The organism is Leptotrichia rugosa, from assembly GCF_041200005.1.
Lineage (GTDB): Bacteria > Fusobacteriota > Fusobacteriia > Fusobacteriales > Leptotrichiaceae > Leptotrichia > Leptotrichia rugosa.
Window position 1 is genome coordinate 843,578 of sequence record NZ_CP165644.1, and the last position, 15,769, is coordinate 859,346.

20 protein-coding genes are annotated in these 15,769 nt (G+C 31.3%); all 20 read left to right on the plus strand.

Annotation, left to right across the window (positions count from 1 at the left end):
* The first annotated feature begins 13 nt into the window (after positions 1-13).
* Positions 14-652: an MBL fold metallo-hydrolase gene (locus AB8B22_RS04175; RefSeq protein ID WP_094080626.1), complete on the plus strand. Its 639-nt coding sequence runs from the start codon at positions 14-16 to the stop codon at positions 650-652.
* 69 nt (positions 653-721) lie between these two features.
* On the plus strand, positions 722-1,159 hold the full coding sequence (dtd, locus tag AB8B22_RS04180) for a D-aminoacyl-tRNA deacylase (RefSeq protein WP_369711769.1): 438 nt from the start codon (positions 722-724) through the stop codon (positions 1,157-1,159).
* 132 nt (positions 1,160-1,291) lie between these two features.
* Positions 1,292-1,492: a hypothetical protein gene (locus AB8B22_RS04185; RefSeq protein WP_369711770.1), complete on the plus strand. Its 201-nt coding sequence runs from the start codon at positions 1,292-1,294 to the stop codon at positions 1,490-1,492.
* A gap of 83 nt (positions 1,493-1,575) precedes the next feature.
* Positions 1,576-2,079, plus strand: a complete 504-nt coding sequence (locus AB8B22_RS04190; RefSeq protein ID WP_369711771.1) for an NlpC/P60 family protein — start codon at positions 1,576-1,578, stop codon at positions 2,077-2,079.
* Positions 2,080-2,440: 361 nt separating this feature from the next.
* Positions 2,441-3,790: an exodeoxyribonuclease VII large subunit gene (gene xseA, locus AB8B22_RS04195; RefSeq protein ID WP_369711772.1), complete on the plus strand. Its 1,350-nt coding sequence runs from the start codon at positions 2,441-2,443 to the stop codon at positions 3,788-3,790.
* Positions 3,791-3,824: 34 nt separating this feature from the next.
* Entirely contained in the window at positions 3,825-4,310 is a 486-nt protein-coding gene (locus tag AB8B22_RS04200; protein WP_369711773.1) for a deoxycytidylate deaminase, read from the plus strand.
* A 65-nt stretch (positions 4,311-4,375) separates the two neighbouring features.
* Positions 4,376-5,047 (plus strand): uracil-DNA glycosylase, encoded by a 672-nt coding sequence (locus AB8B22_RS04205; protein ID WP_094080622.1) that lies wholly within the window; start codon positions 4,376-4,378, stop codon positions 5,045-5,047.
* Between the two features lie 27 nt (positions 5,048-5,074).
* Positions 5,075-5,638: a GNAT family N-acetyltransferase gene (locus AB8B22_RS04210; protein WP_094080621.1), complete on the plus strand. Its 564-nt coding sequence runs from the start codon at positions 5,075-5,077 to the stop codon at positions 5,636-5,638.
* 43 nt (positions 5,639-5,681) lie between these two features.
* Positions 5,682-6,815, plus strand: a complete 1,134-nt coding sequence (locus AB8B22_RS04215; protein ID WP_369711774.1) for a trans-sulfuration enzyme family protein — start codon at positions 5,682-5,684, stop codon at positions 6,813-6,815.
* A gap of 15 nt (positions 6,816-6,830) precedes the next feature.
* Entirely contained in the window at positions 6,831-7,502 is a 672-nt protein-coding gene (locus tag AB8B22_RS04220; protein WP_369711775.1) for a thermonuclease family protein, read from the plus strand.
* 57 nt (positions 7,503-7,559) lie between these two features.
* Positions 7,560-8,843 (plus strand): GTPase ObgE, encoded by a 1,284-nt coding sequence (gene obgE / locus AB8B22_RS04225; RefSeq protein WP_369711776.1) that lies wholly within the window; start codon positions 7,560-7,562, stop codon positions 8,841-8,843.
* A gap of 67 nt (positions 8,844-8,910) precedes the next feature.
* A complete protein-coding gene (miaA, locus tag AB8B22_RS04230) occupies positions 8,911-9,837 on the plus strand; it encodes a tRNA (adenosine(37)-N6)-dimethylallyltransferase MiaA (RefSeq protein WP_369711777.1) in 927 nt (308 codons plus the stop codon).
* Between the two features lie 54 nt (positions 9,838-9,891).
* The gene (locus AB8B22_RS04235) at positions 9,892-10,341 is read left to right on the plus strand and encodes a PTS sugar transporter subunit IIA (RefSeq protein WP_094080616.1); all 450 of its coding nucleotides are present in this window, start codon (positions 9,892-9,894) and stop codon (positions 10,339-10,341) included.
* A gap of 219 nt (positions 10,342-10,560) precedes the next feature.
* Positions 10,561-10,944: an adhesion protein FadA gene (locus tag AB8B22_RS04240; protein WP_094080615.1), complete on the plus strand. Its 384-nt coding sequence runs from the start codon at positions 10,561-10,563 to the stop codon at positions 10,942-10,944.
* 21 nt (positions 10,945-10,965) lie between these two features.
* On the plus strand, positions 10,966-11,343 hold the full coding sequence (locus AB8B22_RS04245) for a hypothetical protein (RefSeq protein ID WP_094080614.1): 378 nt from the start codon (positions 10,966-10,968) through the stop codon (positions 11,341-11,343).
* A 49-nt stretch (positions 11,344-11,392) separates the two neighbouring features.
* Positions 11,393-11,776: an FAD-I family protein gene (locus AB8B22_RS04250; protein ID WP_369711778.1), complete on the plus strand. Its 384-nt coding sequence runs from the start codon at positions 11,393-11,395 to the stop codon at positions 11,774-11,776.
* A gap of 46 nt (positions 11,777-11,822) precedes the next feature.
* Positions 11,823-12,041 (plus strand): hypothetical protein, encoded by a 219-nt coding sequence (locus AB8B22_RS04255; RefSeq protein ID WP_094080612.1) that lies wholly within the window; start codon positions 11,823-11,825, stop codon positions 12,039-12,041.
* Positions 11,993-12,556 carry an OmpA family protein gene (locus AB8B22_RS04260; protein WP_094080611.1) on the plus strand — a complete coding sequence of 188 codons (564 nt, stop codon included), beginning with the start codon at positions 11,993-11,995 and terminating at the stop codon, positions 12,554-12,556. Before AB8B22_RS04255 ends, AB8B22_RS04260 begins: the two co-directional genes overlap by 49 nt.
* Positions 12,557-12,700: 144 nt before the next feature.
* Positions 12,701-15,376, plus strand: a complete 2,676-nt coding sequence (locus AB8B22_RS04265; protein ID WP_369711779.1) for a cation-translocating P-type ATPase — start codon at positions 12,701-12,703, stop codon at positions 15,374-15,376.
* An 87-nt stretch (positions 15,377-15,463) separates the two neighbouring features.
* On the plus strand, positions 15,464-15,739 hold the full coding sequence (locus AB8B22_RS04270; RefSeq protein WP_369711780.1) for an HU family DNA-binding protein: 276 nt from the start codon (positions 15,464-15,466) through the stop codon (positions 15,737-15,739).
* The last annotated feature ends 30 nt before the right edge of the window (positions 15,740-15,769 follow it).

The following is a 15,769-nucleotide window of genomic DNA, read 5'->3' on the forward strand; positions in this document are numbered from 1 at the left end:
GGGAGAAATAAAAATGGAATTAATAAGATTTGTAAACGATAATTTGGCACGAAGCAACTGTTACATAGTAAAATGTGGAAAAAAATGTTTTGTGGTTGATCCAGGAGAAGAAAAAATGACAAAAGTTATTGACTTTTTGGAAAAAAATGAGCTGGAAATGGTGGCGGTACTTTTGACGCACGGACATTGGGATCATATCTTGGGAATTAATTCGATGATGGAATACAAAAAAGTTCCACTTTTTGTGAGTGAAAAAGGTTACGAATTTTTGTTTAATCCAGAAATTTCGCTTTGTATCTGGCAAGATGTGGAATTTAAAATTGACAAAAGTTTGGACATCAGAACCGTGAAGGAAAATGATATGATTGGATTAGCGGGAATTACGGAAGATGAAGATGAATGTATTTTTAAAATAATAGAAACACCAGGGCATACATCGGGAGATATTTGCTATTATAATGAAAAGGAAAAAGTTATGATTACAGGAGATACGATTTTTAAAGGAACTTATGGAAGAGTTGACTTGCCTACAAGTAATCCAATTGAAATGGGGAAATCGCTAAAAAAACTTATGCAGTATCCAGAAGATACGAAAGTTTATCCAGGACATAGCTTTGATACAACAATTGGAGAAGAAAAAAGATATTATTAAAAAAAGATAAAAATAATTCTATACAAATTTAAAAAAATGATATAATTGCAAAAAGAGAGAGAATATAAAATGAAATTAATAATTCAAAGAGTAAATTATGCTAAAATGTTTGTCAATGATAAATTTAAGGAGGAGATAAAAAAAGGGATTTTAGCTTTTGTCGGAATAAAAAATGAAGATACACGAGAAGATATAACATATTGTATAGATAAATTGATAAATTTAAGAATTTTTAATGATAAAAATGAAAAATTAAATTTGTCGTTAAAAGATCTAGAATATGAAGTAATGGTCGTCAGTAATTTTACAATCTATGGAAATACTAAAAAAGGTAGAAGACCAAGTTTCGTTGATTCGGCAAAAGCGGAAAAAGCAAAAGAACTGTACGATTTATTTTTAGAAAAATTAAGTGAAGAAAAAATAAAATTTGGTTCAGGTGAATTTGGAGCAAATATGAAAATTGTTTCAGAAAGTGATGGACCTGTAAATTTGATAATTGAAAGTTAGTTTTTTTAATTTTTTTAGTAATACCATTTTTTTTAAAATAATCGCTTTTTATTTCTTTTTATTAATATTTAAAAATTGATGGATTTTAGCATTTTTATTGGAGAGAAAAGAAAGGAAAGGGAAAAAAAGAAAATGGGAAGAAAGATAGCATTTACATCGGCTTGTATGCTGCTTACTGCAAGTTGTACAGGTTTACAAACTAATTTAGATAAGGACAGCAGCGCTAATCCTGTCGTTGCAAATACTAGTCAAAATGATGAAGTAAAAGTTATTATAAAAAAGGAAATGACACTAAAAAAAATAAAAAGTCAAAAGAAAATAATGATGAAATAAAAAATAAAATTGCGAAAAAGCATTCGGAAAAAGAAGAAGATGATTCAGATTATATCACAACGAATATTAATTCAAATGGGCTATTGGATGAAAAGGAACTGGTTGATGAAGAGATGCCAAATTCCCGGCTAGTAATGCAGAAATTGACAGAATTAAAAATGGAGCAGAGAAAAATATTAAGTGAAGGAACATCAAGTCAAAAAAAAGTTGTGGCGCTGCAAAATAAATTACTGCGGGCATATAAGCAATGGAAAGGGACAAAATATGTGCTTGGTGGAGATTCTGCAAGTGGAATCGACTGCTCGGCATTCACTCGGAGAGTCTATCGGGAAGTGTTTAGCTTTGAGCTGCCAAGACGGTCAGTTGACCAAGCTCAAGCGGGAAACCATGTCCCAAGAAGCCAATTAAAAGCGGGAGATATTGTATTTTTTAAACCAGAAGGCACAGGAAATCATACTGCCGTGTATTTGGGAAATTCATTATTCTTAAACGCTTCAACATCAAAAGGAGTTGTAATTTCTACACTTGAAAATATTTACTGGAATAAAACTTTTAAATATGGTGTAAGAGTGAATGAAACAGCTTAATTACGTAGTTATGATAGAAAAATACAAAAGACATCAATATTTATAGCAAGAAGACAGAAAAGGAAGCGGTAAGTTTGACCTTAACATTGGAATTGACAACACAAGATTCGGAGTAACAGTAAATGCTGGATATGACACTAAGGGAGAAAATGTAAGAGGTGGACTTGGATTCAGATTGATTTACTAATTGAAGAAAACTTTTTTACAATTTAGCATGAATAAAAAAATAGTGAGACTTTTATGTTTCACTATTTTTATTATTTATTAATAAAAAAACCTTGATTTTACGAACAAAGTAAAGTATAATTTTACTATGAAATTAAAAATTTGAAAGTTATTTGACAAAAGAAGGTGAAAAGATGTGGAAGCAACGGTATTTTCGGTAAGTGAGATTAATTTTGAAGTAAAACAGTATTTGGAAGGAACAAATACATTTAAAAATATTTTCATTCAAGGTGAAATTTCAAATATAACTTATTACAGTTCAGGGCATTTGTATTTTACTCTAAAAGACGCTGGAGCTAGCGTGAAATGTGCAATTTTTAGATATAAGTACCGTGGAGTTCCTGTGGATTTAAAAGAGGGGGAACAAGTGAAAATAAGGGGGAATGTTACTCTTTATGAAAGAAGTGGAAGTTATCAGATTGTCGCCGATTTTCTTGAGAGAACTAATTCAATTGGCTCACTTTATGAAAAAATGGAAATGTTAAAGCGAAAATATAATGAAAAGGGCTATTTTGACAGTAGCCAAAAAAAATTGCTTCCAAAACTTCCAACAAATGTGGGAGTTGTGACAGCTGCGACAGGAGCTGCAATTCGAGACATAGTAAATACAGCTCACAAAAGATTTCCAAATGTGAATATCTTTCTTTATCCTGCAAAAGTTCAAGGAGATGGGGCGGCACAGGAAATTGTGAGTGGAATTGAGTTTTTCAATAGGGCTAAAAATTTTGAAGAAAAGAATAAAATTTGTGTAGATACGGTCATTGTCGGACGTGGAGGTGGAAGTATTGAGGATTTGTGGGCTTTTAATGAAGAAATCGTAATAGAAGCGATTTACAAGTCTGAAATTCCGATTATTTCGTCAGTTGGACACGAAATTGACAATTTACTATCGGACTTAGTGGCTGATAGACGTGCTGCAACTCCAACTCAAGCTGCAGAAATTTTGATTCCTGAAAAGAAAAATTTGATTGAGGAATTGAATAATAAAAAAAATGGACTTACTAAAATTTTACAAAATCGTGTAACTTTGATGAGAAAAGAATTGGAGCAAAAGAAAAATAACTACTATATAAAAAATTTCTTGAATATTTTAGACGACAAAAAAATGGAAATTATTGAAAAAGAGAAAATTTTAATAAAAGAACTTAAAAGAATTTTGAAAAAAGCTGAGGAAAAGTTAGAATACAGAAAACAGCAAATTAATAAAATTGATTTAAAAAAAGAGATTTTTAAGCGAAAAGAAAACTTGAGAGAAAAAGAGAAAAATATAAATTTTGCGATAAAAAATATTTTGAATGACGCAAAAAAAAATTTGCAGTATAAAAAACTAAAAATTTCTAAATATTCTGTTCAGGATATTTTGAATTTAGGATATACAATTACGAGAAAAAATGGAAAAATTGTGAAAAGGGGAATTGAGCTTAGCAAGAATGATGCTGTGGAAGTTCAGTTTAAAGATGTGAGAAGAAAAATGAAAGTTGATTAAAAAAACAAAAAATTATAAAAACGAGGTGAAAAAGATGCCAAAGAGAGATGATTATCTTTCGTGGGACGAGTATTTTATGGGTGTCGCCTTTTTGTCTGGAATGCGAAGTAAAGATCCATCGACACAAGTGGGAGCTTGTATAATTGACAAGGAAAAAAAAATAATTGGAATGGGCTACAATGGGTTCCCTTTAGGAAGTTCTGACGATGAGATGCCTTGGGGGAAAACTGGAGATTTTTTGGACACAAAATATCCGTATGTTGTTCACGCCGAATTAAACGCAATTTTAAACAGCATAAAATCTTTGAAAGAAAGCACAATTTATGTGACACATTTCCCATGCAATGAGTGTGCAAAAGCGATAGTGCAATCAGGAATAAAAAAAGTTATCTATTTTTCAGATAAACATAAGAATTTGGAATCAACTGTTGCTTCGAGAACAATATTGAAAAATGCAGGTGTAGAAATTGTGAATCTAAAAATGGAAAAGAAAAAGATTGTTATAAATTTTAAAGATTAGAAATAAAAATAGTCGTAAATAAAAAATTTAAAATAAAAAAGTTGAAAGCTGAAAAGAGGAAAAAAATGGTTAATATTGGAAATGACTGGGATGAGATTTTTAGTTATCACAAAGAATTTGAAAAAGATTACTATAGAAAGATGAGAAAATTTCTGGTGTCTGAATATAGGACAAAGAAAATTTATCCAAAAGCTGAAGAAATTTTTACAGCTTTTAAACTTACAAGTTACAAGGACTGTAAAGTGGTTTTACTTGGACAGGATCCTTATCATGGACAAAATCAGGCGCATGGAATGGCTTTTTCTGTAAAAAAAGGAATTATGCTTCCACCGTCGTTAAAAAATATTTATAAGGAAATTAGTGATGAATACGGCTATCAAATGAGTAATAGCGGATATTTGGAAAAGTGGGCAAAGCAAGGAGTGCTGCTTTTGAATACAGCTCTTACAGTTGTTGCAGGAAAAGCAAATTCTCACTCAAAAATCGGATGGGAAATTTTTACTGACAATGTGATAAGTTATTTAAACGAAAGAGAAGATCCGATTATATTTATTTTATGGGGTAATAATGCAAAAAGTAAGAAAAAGCTTATAAATTTGGAAAAACATTATATTCTGGAAAGTGTGCATCCAAGTCCATTATCTGCAAGTCGTGGTTTTTTTGGCTGTGGACATTTTAAAAAAACTAATGAGATTCTGAAAAAATTAGGGAAAAAAGAGATTGACTGGCAAATATAATTTTTTTTAGGAAAGGAGGGAAATTAAATGAATTTTAGAAAATCAGAGCCAAAAGATGTCAACAGAATTTTGGAAATCATTGAAATGGCAAAGGAAGAGCTAAAAAAAATGAAGCTAAATCAGTGGCAAAATGGCTATCCAAATAGAAACTCAATTGAAAGTGATATAAAAAAAGGGATAAGTTATGTGCTGGAAACTCGAATTGATGGAAAAAATAAAGTTGTGGCGACAATTGCACTCTCTCCTGAAAAAGAGACACCATATAGTAAAATTGATGGGAAATGGCTAACTTGCGGTGATTATGTGGTAATTCATCGAATTGCGGTTGATAAAAATGTAAAAAATCAAGGAATTGCTACAAAACTTTTGGAATTTTCGCAAGATGTCTGCCTAAAGAATAATATTTTCAGCTTGAGAGCAGATACGCATGAAAATAATGAGCCAATGAGAAGAATTTTGGAAAAACAGAATTTTAAGTATTGTGGAGTAATATTTTTGGACAGAGAGCCAGATGTTGGGGCCAAAAGAATTGCATTTGAAAAAATTTTGCGAAAAAAACCTGTTATAAGTGATATTAGAAAAGAAATATAAAAATATAGAAAATAAAAGTTTAAAGAAAGTGAGATGATTAAGCATGAAATTTGAAACTAAGACAATACATGGAATAAAAAAGGAAAAAAAGAAAGAATTATGGGGAACAACTGTAAATTTCGCTTCAACTTTTCCTGTTGCAGAATTTGGAGTAACGCAGGAATTTGAATATTCAAGGGTGTCCGCTCCAACTAGAAATCAACTCGAAAGTTTACTTGCAAATTTGGAAGGCGGTAAATATGGATATGCCTTTTCATCTGGAATGGCAACTACAACTTCAGTTTTTACAATATTTGAAGCAGGAGATCATATCATTTTGGGGCAAGATATTTATGGCGGAACTTATAGAATTTTGAACGATGTTTATTCAAAATTTGGAGTTGAATCTACGTTTGTTGATACAACTGATTTGAAAAATATAAGAAAAGCAATAAAGCCTAATACAAAAGCAATTCTTATCGAAACACCGTCAAATCCTTTGTTGGATGTAACTGATATAAGGGGAGTTGTAAAACTTGCGAAAGAACATAATTTAATTACAATTGTGGACAACACATTTATGACACCGTATTTGCAAAAACCGCTTGATTTTGGAGTTGACATTGTAATTCACAGCGCAACTAAATTTTTATCTGGACATCACGATTTACTTGCGGGAGTTGCAGTTACAAACGATGAAAAATTGGCAGAAAAAATTCAATTTGCTCAAACTGCGGCGGGAGCGCTAATTTCTCCGTTTGACAGCTGGCTACTTATGAGAAGTCTTAAAACACTTAAATTAAGAGTGGAAGCTGCACAAAAAAATACAGAAAAATTGATAGAGTTTTTCCAAAAACATGATGCAGTTGACAAAATTTACTATCCAACTTTGGATACAAACAAAGGTAAAAAAATTCACGAAAGTCAAGCAACTGGTGGTGGAGCAGTATTTTCATTCACTCTAAAAGACGACTCAAAAGTAAAAACGTTTTTTGAAAGTTTAAATGTGGCAATATTTGCTGCTAGTCTTGGTGGAGCTGAAACATTGGTAACCCATCCAAGCACAATTACTCACGCTGAAATGCCTGAAGAGGAAAAGGAAGCAAGAGGATTTACACATTCATTGATTAGAATTGCAGTCGGATTTGAAAATATTGACGATTTAATTGCAGACTTTAAACAAGCATTGGAAAAATAGAAAAATAGGAGAAAAATGGCTAAAAAAATTGATGATGGAAAATCTCAGATAATATTAATTATGGCAGTTGTTATAATTGCAGTATTTATGCTCTTTGGGATGTTTAACAAAAACGGAAAAGATATAAAAAACAGTGAAAATACTAAAAGTGCTAAAATCTCTAAAAGTGCCACAAAAAATCCTAAAATTAAAAAATCTAAAGAAAAAAAAGAAGTAATTCCAAAAATTTCTGACGGTTATCAAGTGCTAAAAGTCAGCGATGGAGATACAATTAATATTCAAAAAGTTGAAAATGGAAAATTTGTCGGTGAAATGTTAAAAATTAGAATGTATGGAATGGATGCGCCTGAAAAATCGCAGGATTATGGTCCTGAAAGTAGACAAGCTTTAGAAAAATTAGTGGCCGGGAAAACTTTGAGCATAGAAGTGAAAAATAAGGACAGATATGGCAGAACAGTTGCGGTTATTTATGTAAATGGTAAAAATATCAATGAAGAGATGGTAAAAACTGGAAACGCATGGTGGTATCAGGAATACGCCAAAAATGATACGCAATTTGAAGAGTATCAGCAAAATGCAAAACAAAAAAAATTGGGATTATTTTCAAGAAAAGGTTACATTGAGCCTTGGATTTACAGAAGAAATAAGAAGGAAAATGTTAAGCAAACTAAAACGAAAAGAAGATAAAAGAAAAAAAGTGGAGCAAATAAAAAAGATAGAATATAGAAAAGGAAGATAAAATAGATGTTTATTGATGAAAGTGTAATTACGGTAATTTCTGGAAAAGGAGGAGATGGAGCCGCTACTTTTAGGCGTGAAAAGTTTGTCCAGTTTGGCGGACCTGATGGCGGAGACGGCGGAAAAGGAGGGGATATTGTCTTTCTTGCAGATCCAAATATCAATACGTTGGTAGACTTTAAAAGCAGTAAAAAATTTAAGGCTCAAGATGGGCAAAAGGGGATGCCATCTCGTGCAACGGGAAAATCTGGAGAAGATTTGGTCATAAAAGTACCAGTTGGAACGATGATTAGGGATTTTGAAACAAATAGGCTTTTACTTGATTTGAGTAGTCCCAATGAAAAAGTGGTGTTTTTAAAAGGAGGAGATGGAGGCCGTGGAAATATCCACTTCAAATCTTCTGTAACAAAAGCGCCAAAAATCGCTCAAAGTGGAAGAGAGGGCATTGAGCTAAAAATAAAAATGGAATTAAAGATGCTAGCAGATATTGCTTTAGTTGGTTATCCGAGTGTTGGAAAATCAAGCTTCATAAACAAGGTGTCAAAAGCAAAATCAAAAGTTGCAAGTTATCATTTTACAACTTTAAAACCAAAATTGGGAGTTGTCAGAATGGGAGATGAAGAAAGCTTTGTAATTGCCGATGTACCAGGTTTGATTGAAGGCGCTCATGAAGGAGTGGGACTTGGAGATAGATTTTTAAGGCATATTGAGAGATGTAAAGCGATTATTCACATTGTTGATATTTCTGGAATTGACGGAAGGGATCCGAAAGAAGATTTTTTAAAAATAAATGAGGAGTTAAAAAATTATAGTGAAAAATTGTCACAAAAGAAACAAATTGTTGTAGCAAACAAGATTGATATGCTCTATGAAGATGAAAAATACGACGAGTTTGAAAAATTTGTAAAAGAAAATGGAGCTGAATTTGTATATCCAATTTCGGTTATTGCGAATGATGGGATAAAACCGGTTTTATCTAAAGCTTGGGAATTGATTCAAACTATTCCTAGAGAACCGTTGGAAGAAGTGGAATCAGTTGAGGATTTATTAAGTGACATTAATAAAAAAGAGGACTGGGAAATAAGACAAACTGGTGAAAACGCCTTTGAAGTGGATGGACGAATTGTGGATGATGTACTTAATAAATATGTATTTATTGGAGAAGAGGGAATTATTAATTTTTTACAGAAAATGCGAAGTCTGGGAATGGAAGCTGAGCTTGAAAAAGCAGGTGTAAAAGAAGGAGATACAATACTTATCGCTGGATATGAATTTGAATATGTGATTTAAAAAATAAAAAATGGGGGAAGGAAAAAACAAGAGAAAAAATAAAAGGAAAGGATGGAAAGAAATTGGGGTGAAAAAAAATTTAAAAGGAATTGTAATAGCTGGACCTACTGGAGTTGGGAAAACAGATTTATCAATAAAGTTAGCAAAGGAAATAAATAGCGAAATTATTTCCGCAGATGCTTCTCAAATTTACAAAGAGTTAAACATTGGAACAGCTAAAATATCCCCAAAGGAAATGCAGGGGGTAAAGCACTATATGATTGATGTTGCAGATCCTTGCAGTGATTATTCTGTCGGAGATTTTGAAAAAGAAGTCAACAAAATTTTATTTGAAAAAGAAAATAATTTGGAATCTAAAAATAAAAATATTATGCTTGTCGGTGGAACAGGACTTTATATAAAATCTATAACTGATGGATTTGCCAATTTGCCGCCAAAAAATGAAAAAATTAGAGAAGAACTTTCCAGTAAATCTTTGGAAGAATTACAGGAAATTTTAAAAGATTTGGACAAAAAATCTTACAATGAAATTGATTTATTTAATAAATTAAGGTTAATTAGAGCAATAGAAGTTTGTTATTTAACTAATGGAAAATTTAGTGAATTAAGGATGAAAAATATAAAAAATAATAATTATAAATTTTTAAAAATTTTCTTAAATAGAAATCGTGATGAATTGTATGAAAGAATAAATTTACGCGTGGAAATTATGATTAAAAATGGGCTTGTTGAAGAGGCAAAAAAAGTATATAATAAGTACAGAAAGAATCTTTATAAAATATCTTCGATAGGCTACAAGGAATTATTTCTATATTTTGAACATAAAATAACTTTTGATTGCGCCATAGAATTAATAAAAAAAGAAAGCAGAAATTACGCAAAGCGACAACTGACTTGGTTTAAAAAAGAAAAGAACTATATTGTTTACAATTTTTCTGAAATGTCTGAATGTGAAATTATAGAGGATATCTTAAAAAGATGGAAAAATTTTTAAAAAATAAATTTTGAGAAAGGAGAAAGACCAAAATTTTGGTCTTGTATTAAAAAAATGGAAATTTTAGAATATTTATCAAAAAATAGAATAAAAGTGGATTTAAAAGGGAAAAACAAAGAGGAAGTTATAAAAGAAATGGCGCAAGTTTTTGTAAAAGATGGTATTTTGAATGCTGATGATTTAGATGAATTTATTTCCTCAATTTATGAAAGAGAAAAATTATCTCCGACAGGAATGCAAGATGGTGTCGCAATTCCACATACAAAAACACATTTAATAAAAAAAATGTCCTTAGCACTTGGAATTTCTAAAACTGGAATAGATTTTGACAGTATGGACGATGAGCCTTCAAAATTAATATTTATGATAGCTGCACCAGAAGATGCAAAAGGGGAACATTTAGATTTACTTGCAGAAATTTCAAAATTGAGCTTTGAAGAAGAACTTGTAGAAAAAATAGAGTCTGCGGAAACAGTTGAAGAAGTTTTAATTTTATTAAAATAATAAATTATTATTTTTTTATTAAAAAAATATAGAAAATATGTAGAACCCCTTTATTTAATGGGGTTTTATTTTCTTAAAAATAAATTATAAAGATATTGTATTTTTAAAAAATATTTGGTATAATAATTGTGAGTGGTAACATTATAGAATAGTTTGAGAAAAATTTATGCAATTGTGAGTGAGGAGTGTTGATTTCAAATTAAAGTAGGAGGAAATGGAATGAAAAAGATGGGATTCTTGTTAATAGGAATAATGATGGTTTCAATGACAAGTTACTCCGCAACAAGTAAGTTGGAGGACAGTTTAAATTCTATTGAAAATCAATATAATGAATTGTTGAAGAAAGAAGCGGCACAGAAAGAATCTTATAAGAGACAACTTGAAAAGTTAAAATCTGAAGTAGAAGTTCTAAAAGAACAAAGAGACGGAAGAGAAAAAACTATAGAAAAATTAAGAGTAGATTCTGAAGTTAGATGGCACAGAGATAAATATAAAGTTATTTTAAAAGACTTTGAAAAAAATAATTACAATATTGAAAAAATGATAGCTGAAAAAGAACAAAAAATTACTGAACTAGAAACACTTTTATCAGTTATGGATTAATAAAAAATGGAAGGAATGGTAATGAAAATGAAATCAAATAGTAAATTATTATTATTCGGTGTAGTGGTGGCATCCTCTTTACCGATATTTGGTAAAAGTGCACAAGCTATAATAAATGATGCAAGAAAAGATTACTACAATAGTTTGAAACCTAAAAAAGTTGATAAAACTTTAACTGTAATTGAAAATGCCGATGGAAGTGTGGAAGAGGTGTACAAACCAAGAACTGGATTGGAAAAATTGGAATATAACACTGCAAGAGCAAAAGATAGAGTAGATTTTTATCAAAGCGTAGTGAGAAGTGTTCAAAGAGAAGAAAATGAACTAAAAGGATTTAATGATGTTTTTGGTAAGAAGAAATCTTCTAGAAAAGTTATAAGAAAAAGTTCAGGTAAATAAATAATCAAATAAAATAAATTCTTTTAATTTATTTTAGAAAGGAAAAAAAATGAATAAAAAAGTAGGAATAATAGCAGTATTAATGCTTAGTCAACTTCCGTTTGCTGTGATGGCAAAAAGTGAAGATACTGATGCTGCAGTTCAAAGATTAGTAAAACTTGCTAAACAGAGAAAAACAAAAGAAACAACTTCTGAACCAGCTGTTACAAAACAAGGTGGAAATTCTGCTGTAAATTTAAATGTAAAAAAAGTAAAAAAAGTAAGAATAAATAGAAAAAATATGTCTGAAAGTGAACAGATGAACTATGAAATACAAAGAATTAGCAAAAGAGTCGATGAAATTAACAATAATATTGAAAAATTTCACAAAACTAATGAATTATTAGATAAAATGGAAGAAAGACTAGATGGAATTCAAGGAAAAATGAAATAAAAAAATAGAAATAAGTAGTTATTACAGGAAGGGAAAGGATAAAAATATGAAAAAATTAATATTATTAGCATTAGGATTAGGAGCTTTGTCTTGTACAAACGCAAAATTGGTAGACTATAATGCAGGTAGATTAGATACTATCGAAGATTATTTAAAAGCTAACAAACCATATCCAGGAAGTAAAGAATACAAATCTCTTGAAAAGGAGGCTGAATCATGGTCAAACCAACAACCACAACAAGAACAACCATCAGATCAACAATAATTGCCATATTTGCAATTTTAATGATTTCAGCACCAGTAATGGCTAGAAGATTGACTACAACTAAAATGAGAGAAAATACAATAAGAATTAATGCTTTGGAATTAGAAGAAGCTAAGGAACAAGGAATTATAGATGAAGGTCCTAAGACTATAACACTTGATTCTAATAAATTGAATTTTGATTTTGATAAATCTGTAGTTAAAGAAAAATATTATGAATTGTTAAGAAATGTAAAAGAATATGCAGAAGTAAATAATTTAAATTTAGTAATTGTTGGACATACAGATTCTAAAGGTTCAGATGCTTATAATATGAAACTTGGAATGAGAAGGGCTGTTGCTGTTAGAGATAAATTAGTTGAATTTGGATTGAATCCAGCAAGAATTATTGGAGTGGAATCAATGGGTGAAAAACAACCAATTGCTACAAATGAAACTGAACAAGGTAGAGCAGAAAATAGAAGAATTGAAATTCAATTTCAAAATGCTGCGCCAGTAAAAAACACAACTGAATAATCAACAATAAATTTTATAATATATATTGTCCTTTTTATTAAAAGGGCAATTTTTTTCATAATAAATTATAGAAATAAAATCAATTTTAGTGTATAATGATTCTAGTTATAAAGATTTTTTTAGAAAGAAGAGGTATGTTAAAATATGTGGTTTACTAAATCACCAAAAGATGTTTTAAAAGAGTTGAATGTCTCGGAAAAAACAGGACTTTCAACGGAAGAAGTGAAAAAGAGGCTAGAGAAATATGGACCTAATAAATTAAAAGGAAAGCCGAAAAAAAGTTTATTGCAGCTATTTTTGGCACAGCTTCAGGATATGCTTATTTATGTGTTAATTGGTGCAGCTGTTGTTAATATTATTGCGCATGGGAAAGACGGGATAGCTGATGCTTTGATAATTTTAGCGGTAGTTCTTATAAATGCGGTAGTTGGAGTTGTGCAGGAATCTAAGGCGGAAAAGGCATTGGAAGCATTACAGCAAATGACGACACCTAAGAGCTTGGTTAGAAGAAATGGCGAAGTGATTGAAGTTAATTCGGAAGAACTGGTGCCGGGAGATATTTTAGTAATTGATGCAGGAAGATATATTCCAGCAGATGTCAGACTTATTGAAAGTGCTAATTTGCAGATTGAAGAGTCAGCACTTACTGGAGAATCTGTTCCAAGTGAAAAAGATGCTAATTTTATTACAACTGATGCAAAAATACCTATTGGAGATAAGGAAAATATGGCATTTATGTCAACTATGGCAACTTATGGAAGAGGAGAAGGAGTTGTAGTTGAAACTGGAATGAATACGGAAATTGGAAAAATTGCACAGATTTTAGATGAAGATAACAATACATTGACTCCGCTTCAGATAAAATTAGAAGAACTTGGAAAAATTTTGGGATATGGAGCATTGGCAATTTGTGGAATTATTTTTGTCATAGGGTTGATTCAAGGAAGAGAAGCAGTTGAAATGTTTATGACTGCAATAAGTCTAGCTGTGGCGGCAATTCCTGAAGGACTTGTTGCGATTGTTGCAATTGTGCTTTCGTTTGGGGTAAAGACTATGTCAAGGAAAAATGCAATTGTGAGAAAATTACCTGCGGTTGAAACATTGGGAGCGGTAAATATCGTTTGTTCTGATAAAACCGGAACGCTTACTCAAAATAAGATGACTGTTGTAAAAACTTATACTTTGGATAATTTGAGAGATATTTCCAGTCAAGATGGACAAAAGGCAAATATTGATGAAACTGAGTTAATCCGTTCGTTTGTGCTTTGCTCAGATGCATCTGTTGAAAATGGACAAGATATCGGAGATCCGACAGAAGTGGCTCTGATTGTCTTGGGAAATAAATTTGATTTGGAAAAAAACGCATTGAATGCTAAATATAAAAGGGTTTCTGAAAATCCATTTGATTCGGACAGAAAACTTATGTCGACACTTAATGAAGAAGGTGGGAAATATAGAGTTCACACAAAAGGTGCGATTGACAATATTCTCACAAGAGCAAATAAAATTCTTGTAAATGGAGAAATTTTACCATTGACTGAAGAAGCGAAAAATAAAATATTGAAAGTTGCTGAAGAGATGTCTGATGACGCTTTAAGAGTGCTTGGAGTGGCATTTAAAGATGTTGACAGTCAAATTTCGCCTGAAGAGATGGAAAAGGATCTGGTTGTAGTTGGAATCGTTGGAATGATAGATCCGCCTCGAACTGAAGTGAAAGATTCGATTGTGGAAGCTAAAAAAGCTGGAATTACTCCGATTATGATAACTGGAGATCATAAGAATACGGCGGTTGCGATTGCAAAAGAGCTTGGAATTGCGACAGATATTAGCCAAAGTTTAACTGGAGCTGAAATTGATGAGATTCCGGATGATAAATTTGCCAAAGAAGTGAATAAATATAGAGTGTTTGCGAGAGTTTCGCCAGAGCACAAGGTTAAAATAGTAAAGGCGTTTAAGGAGCAGGGAAATATTGTGTCAATGACTGGAGATGGAGTGAATGATGCGCCGTCGCTTAAATTTGCCGATATAGGAGTGGCAATGGGAATTACTGGTACAGATGTTTCTAAAGGTGCCAGTGATATGATTTTGACTGATGATAATTTTACTACGATAATTCATGCGATTGAAGAAGGAAGAAATATTTTTAACAACATCAAAAAGACAATTATATTCTTGCTTTCTTGTAACTTGGGAGAAGTTTTGTGTGTGTTTATTGCAACATTATTTGGATGGGCAATACCGTTAGTTGCGACTCAGCTTCTATGGGTAAACCTAATAACTGACACATTACCTGCAATTTCGCTTGGAATGGACCCTGGAGATAAGGAAGTTATGACTAGAAAACCTAGAGATCCGAAGGAGAGTTTCTTTTCTGAAGGTGCGGGAATGAGATCAATTGTTGGTGGAGTGCTGATTGGAGTACTTACACTTGTGGCATTTTACCTAGGAATTATTCATAGCGGGACTGTGCCTATTTCGGTCGTAAAAGACAGTAATCCCGCAACACGGGAAATTTTAACTTATGGAAGAACAATGGCGTTTATTGTTCTTACATTCTCACAATTATTTTATTCATTGTCAATGAGAAATAGTAAAAAAACTATTTTTGAAATTGGATTTTTTGGAAATAAATTTTTGATTGGAGCAATTGTTATTGGGATAGTTTTGCAAATTGGTCTGACTTCAATTCCAAGTATTGCACAAATGTTTAAAGTAACTGCGATAGATCCGAGTCATTGGGAAATGGTGATAGGATTGTCACTTGTTCCGTTTGTTGTGAATGAAATTATAAAAGTGATTTCAAGAAGAAAAAATGATTAAAAAAATTTTAAAAAGCTTCTTTTAAAACTTGACAAATGCCGAAAATATGGTACTATTATAGTGATAAAAAAAATTGGAGGAATGAAAATGTCAAAAAAAGAATTTGTAGATGCTTATGCAAAAGCAACAGGAGAAACTAAAAAAAGATCAGAAGAATTAGTAAATTCCTTTTTAGAAACAGCAAAAGAAATTTTAGTAAAAGGAGAATCAATCCAATTCGTTGGATGGGGAACATTTAAAGTGGAAGAAAAGGCGGCAAGAGAAGGAAGAAACCCAGCAACGGGAGAAAAAATGCAAATAGCTGCTAAAAAAGTAGTAAAATTTAAAGTTGGTAAAAAATTGGCTGACGAAGTCAATAAATAATTAAATTATAATTTAAAAGTAAAAAAATTA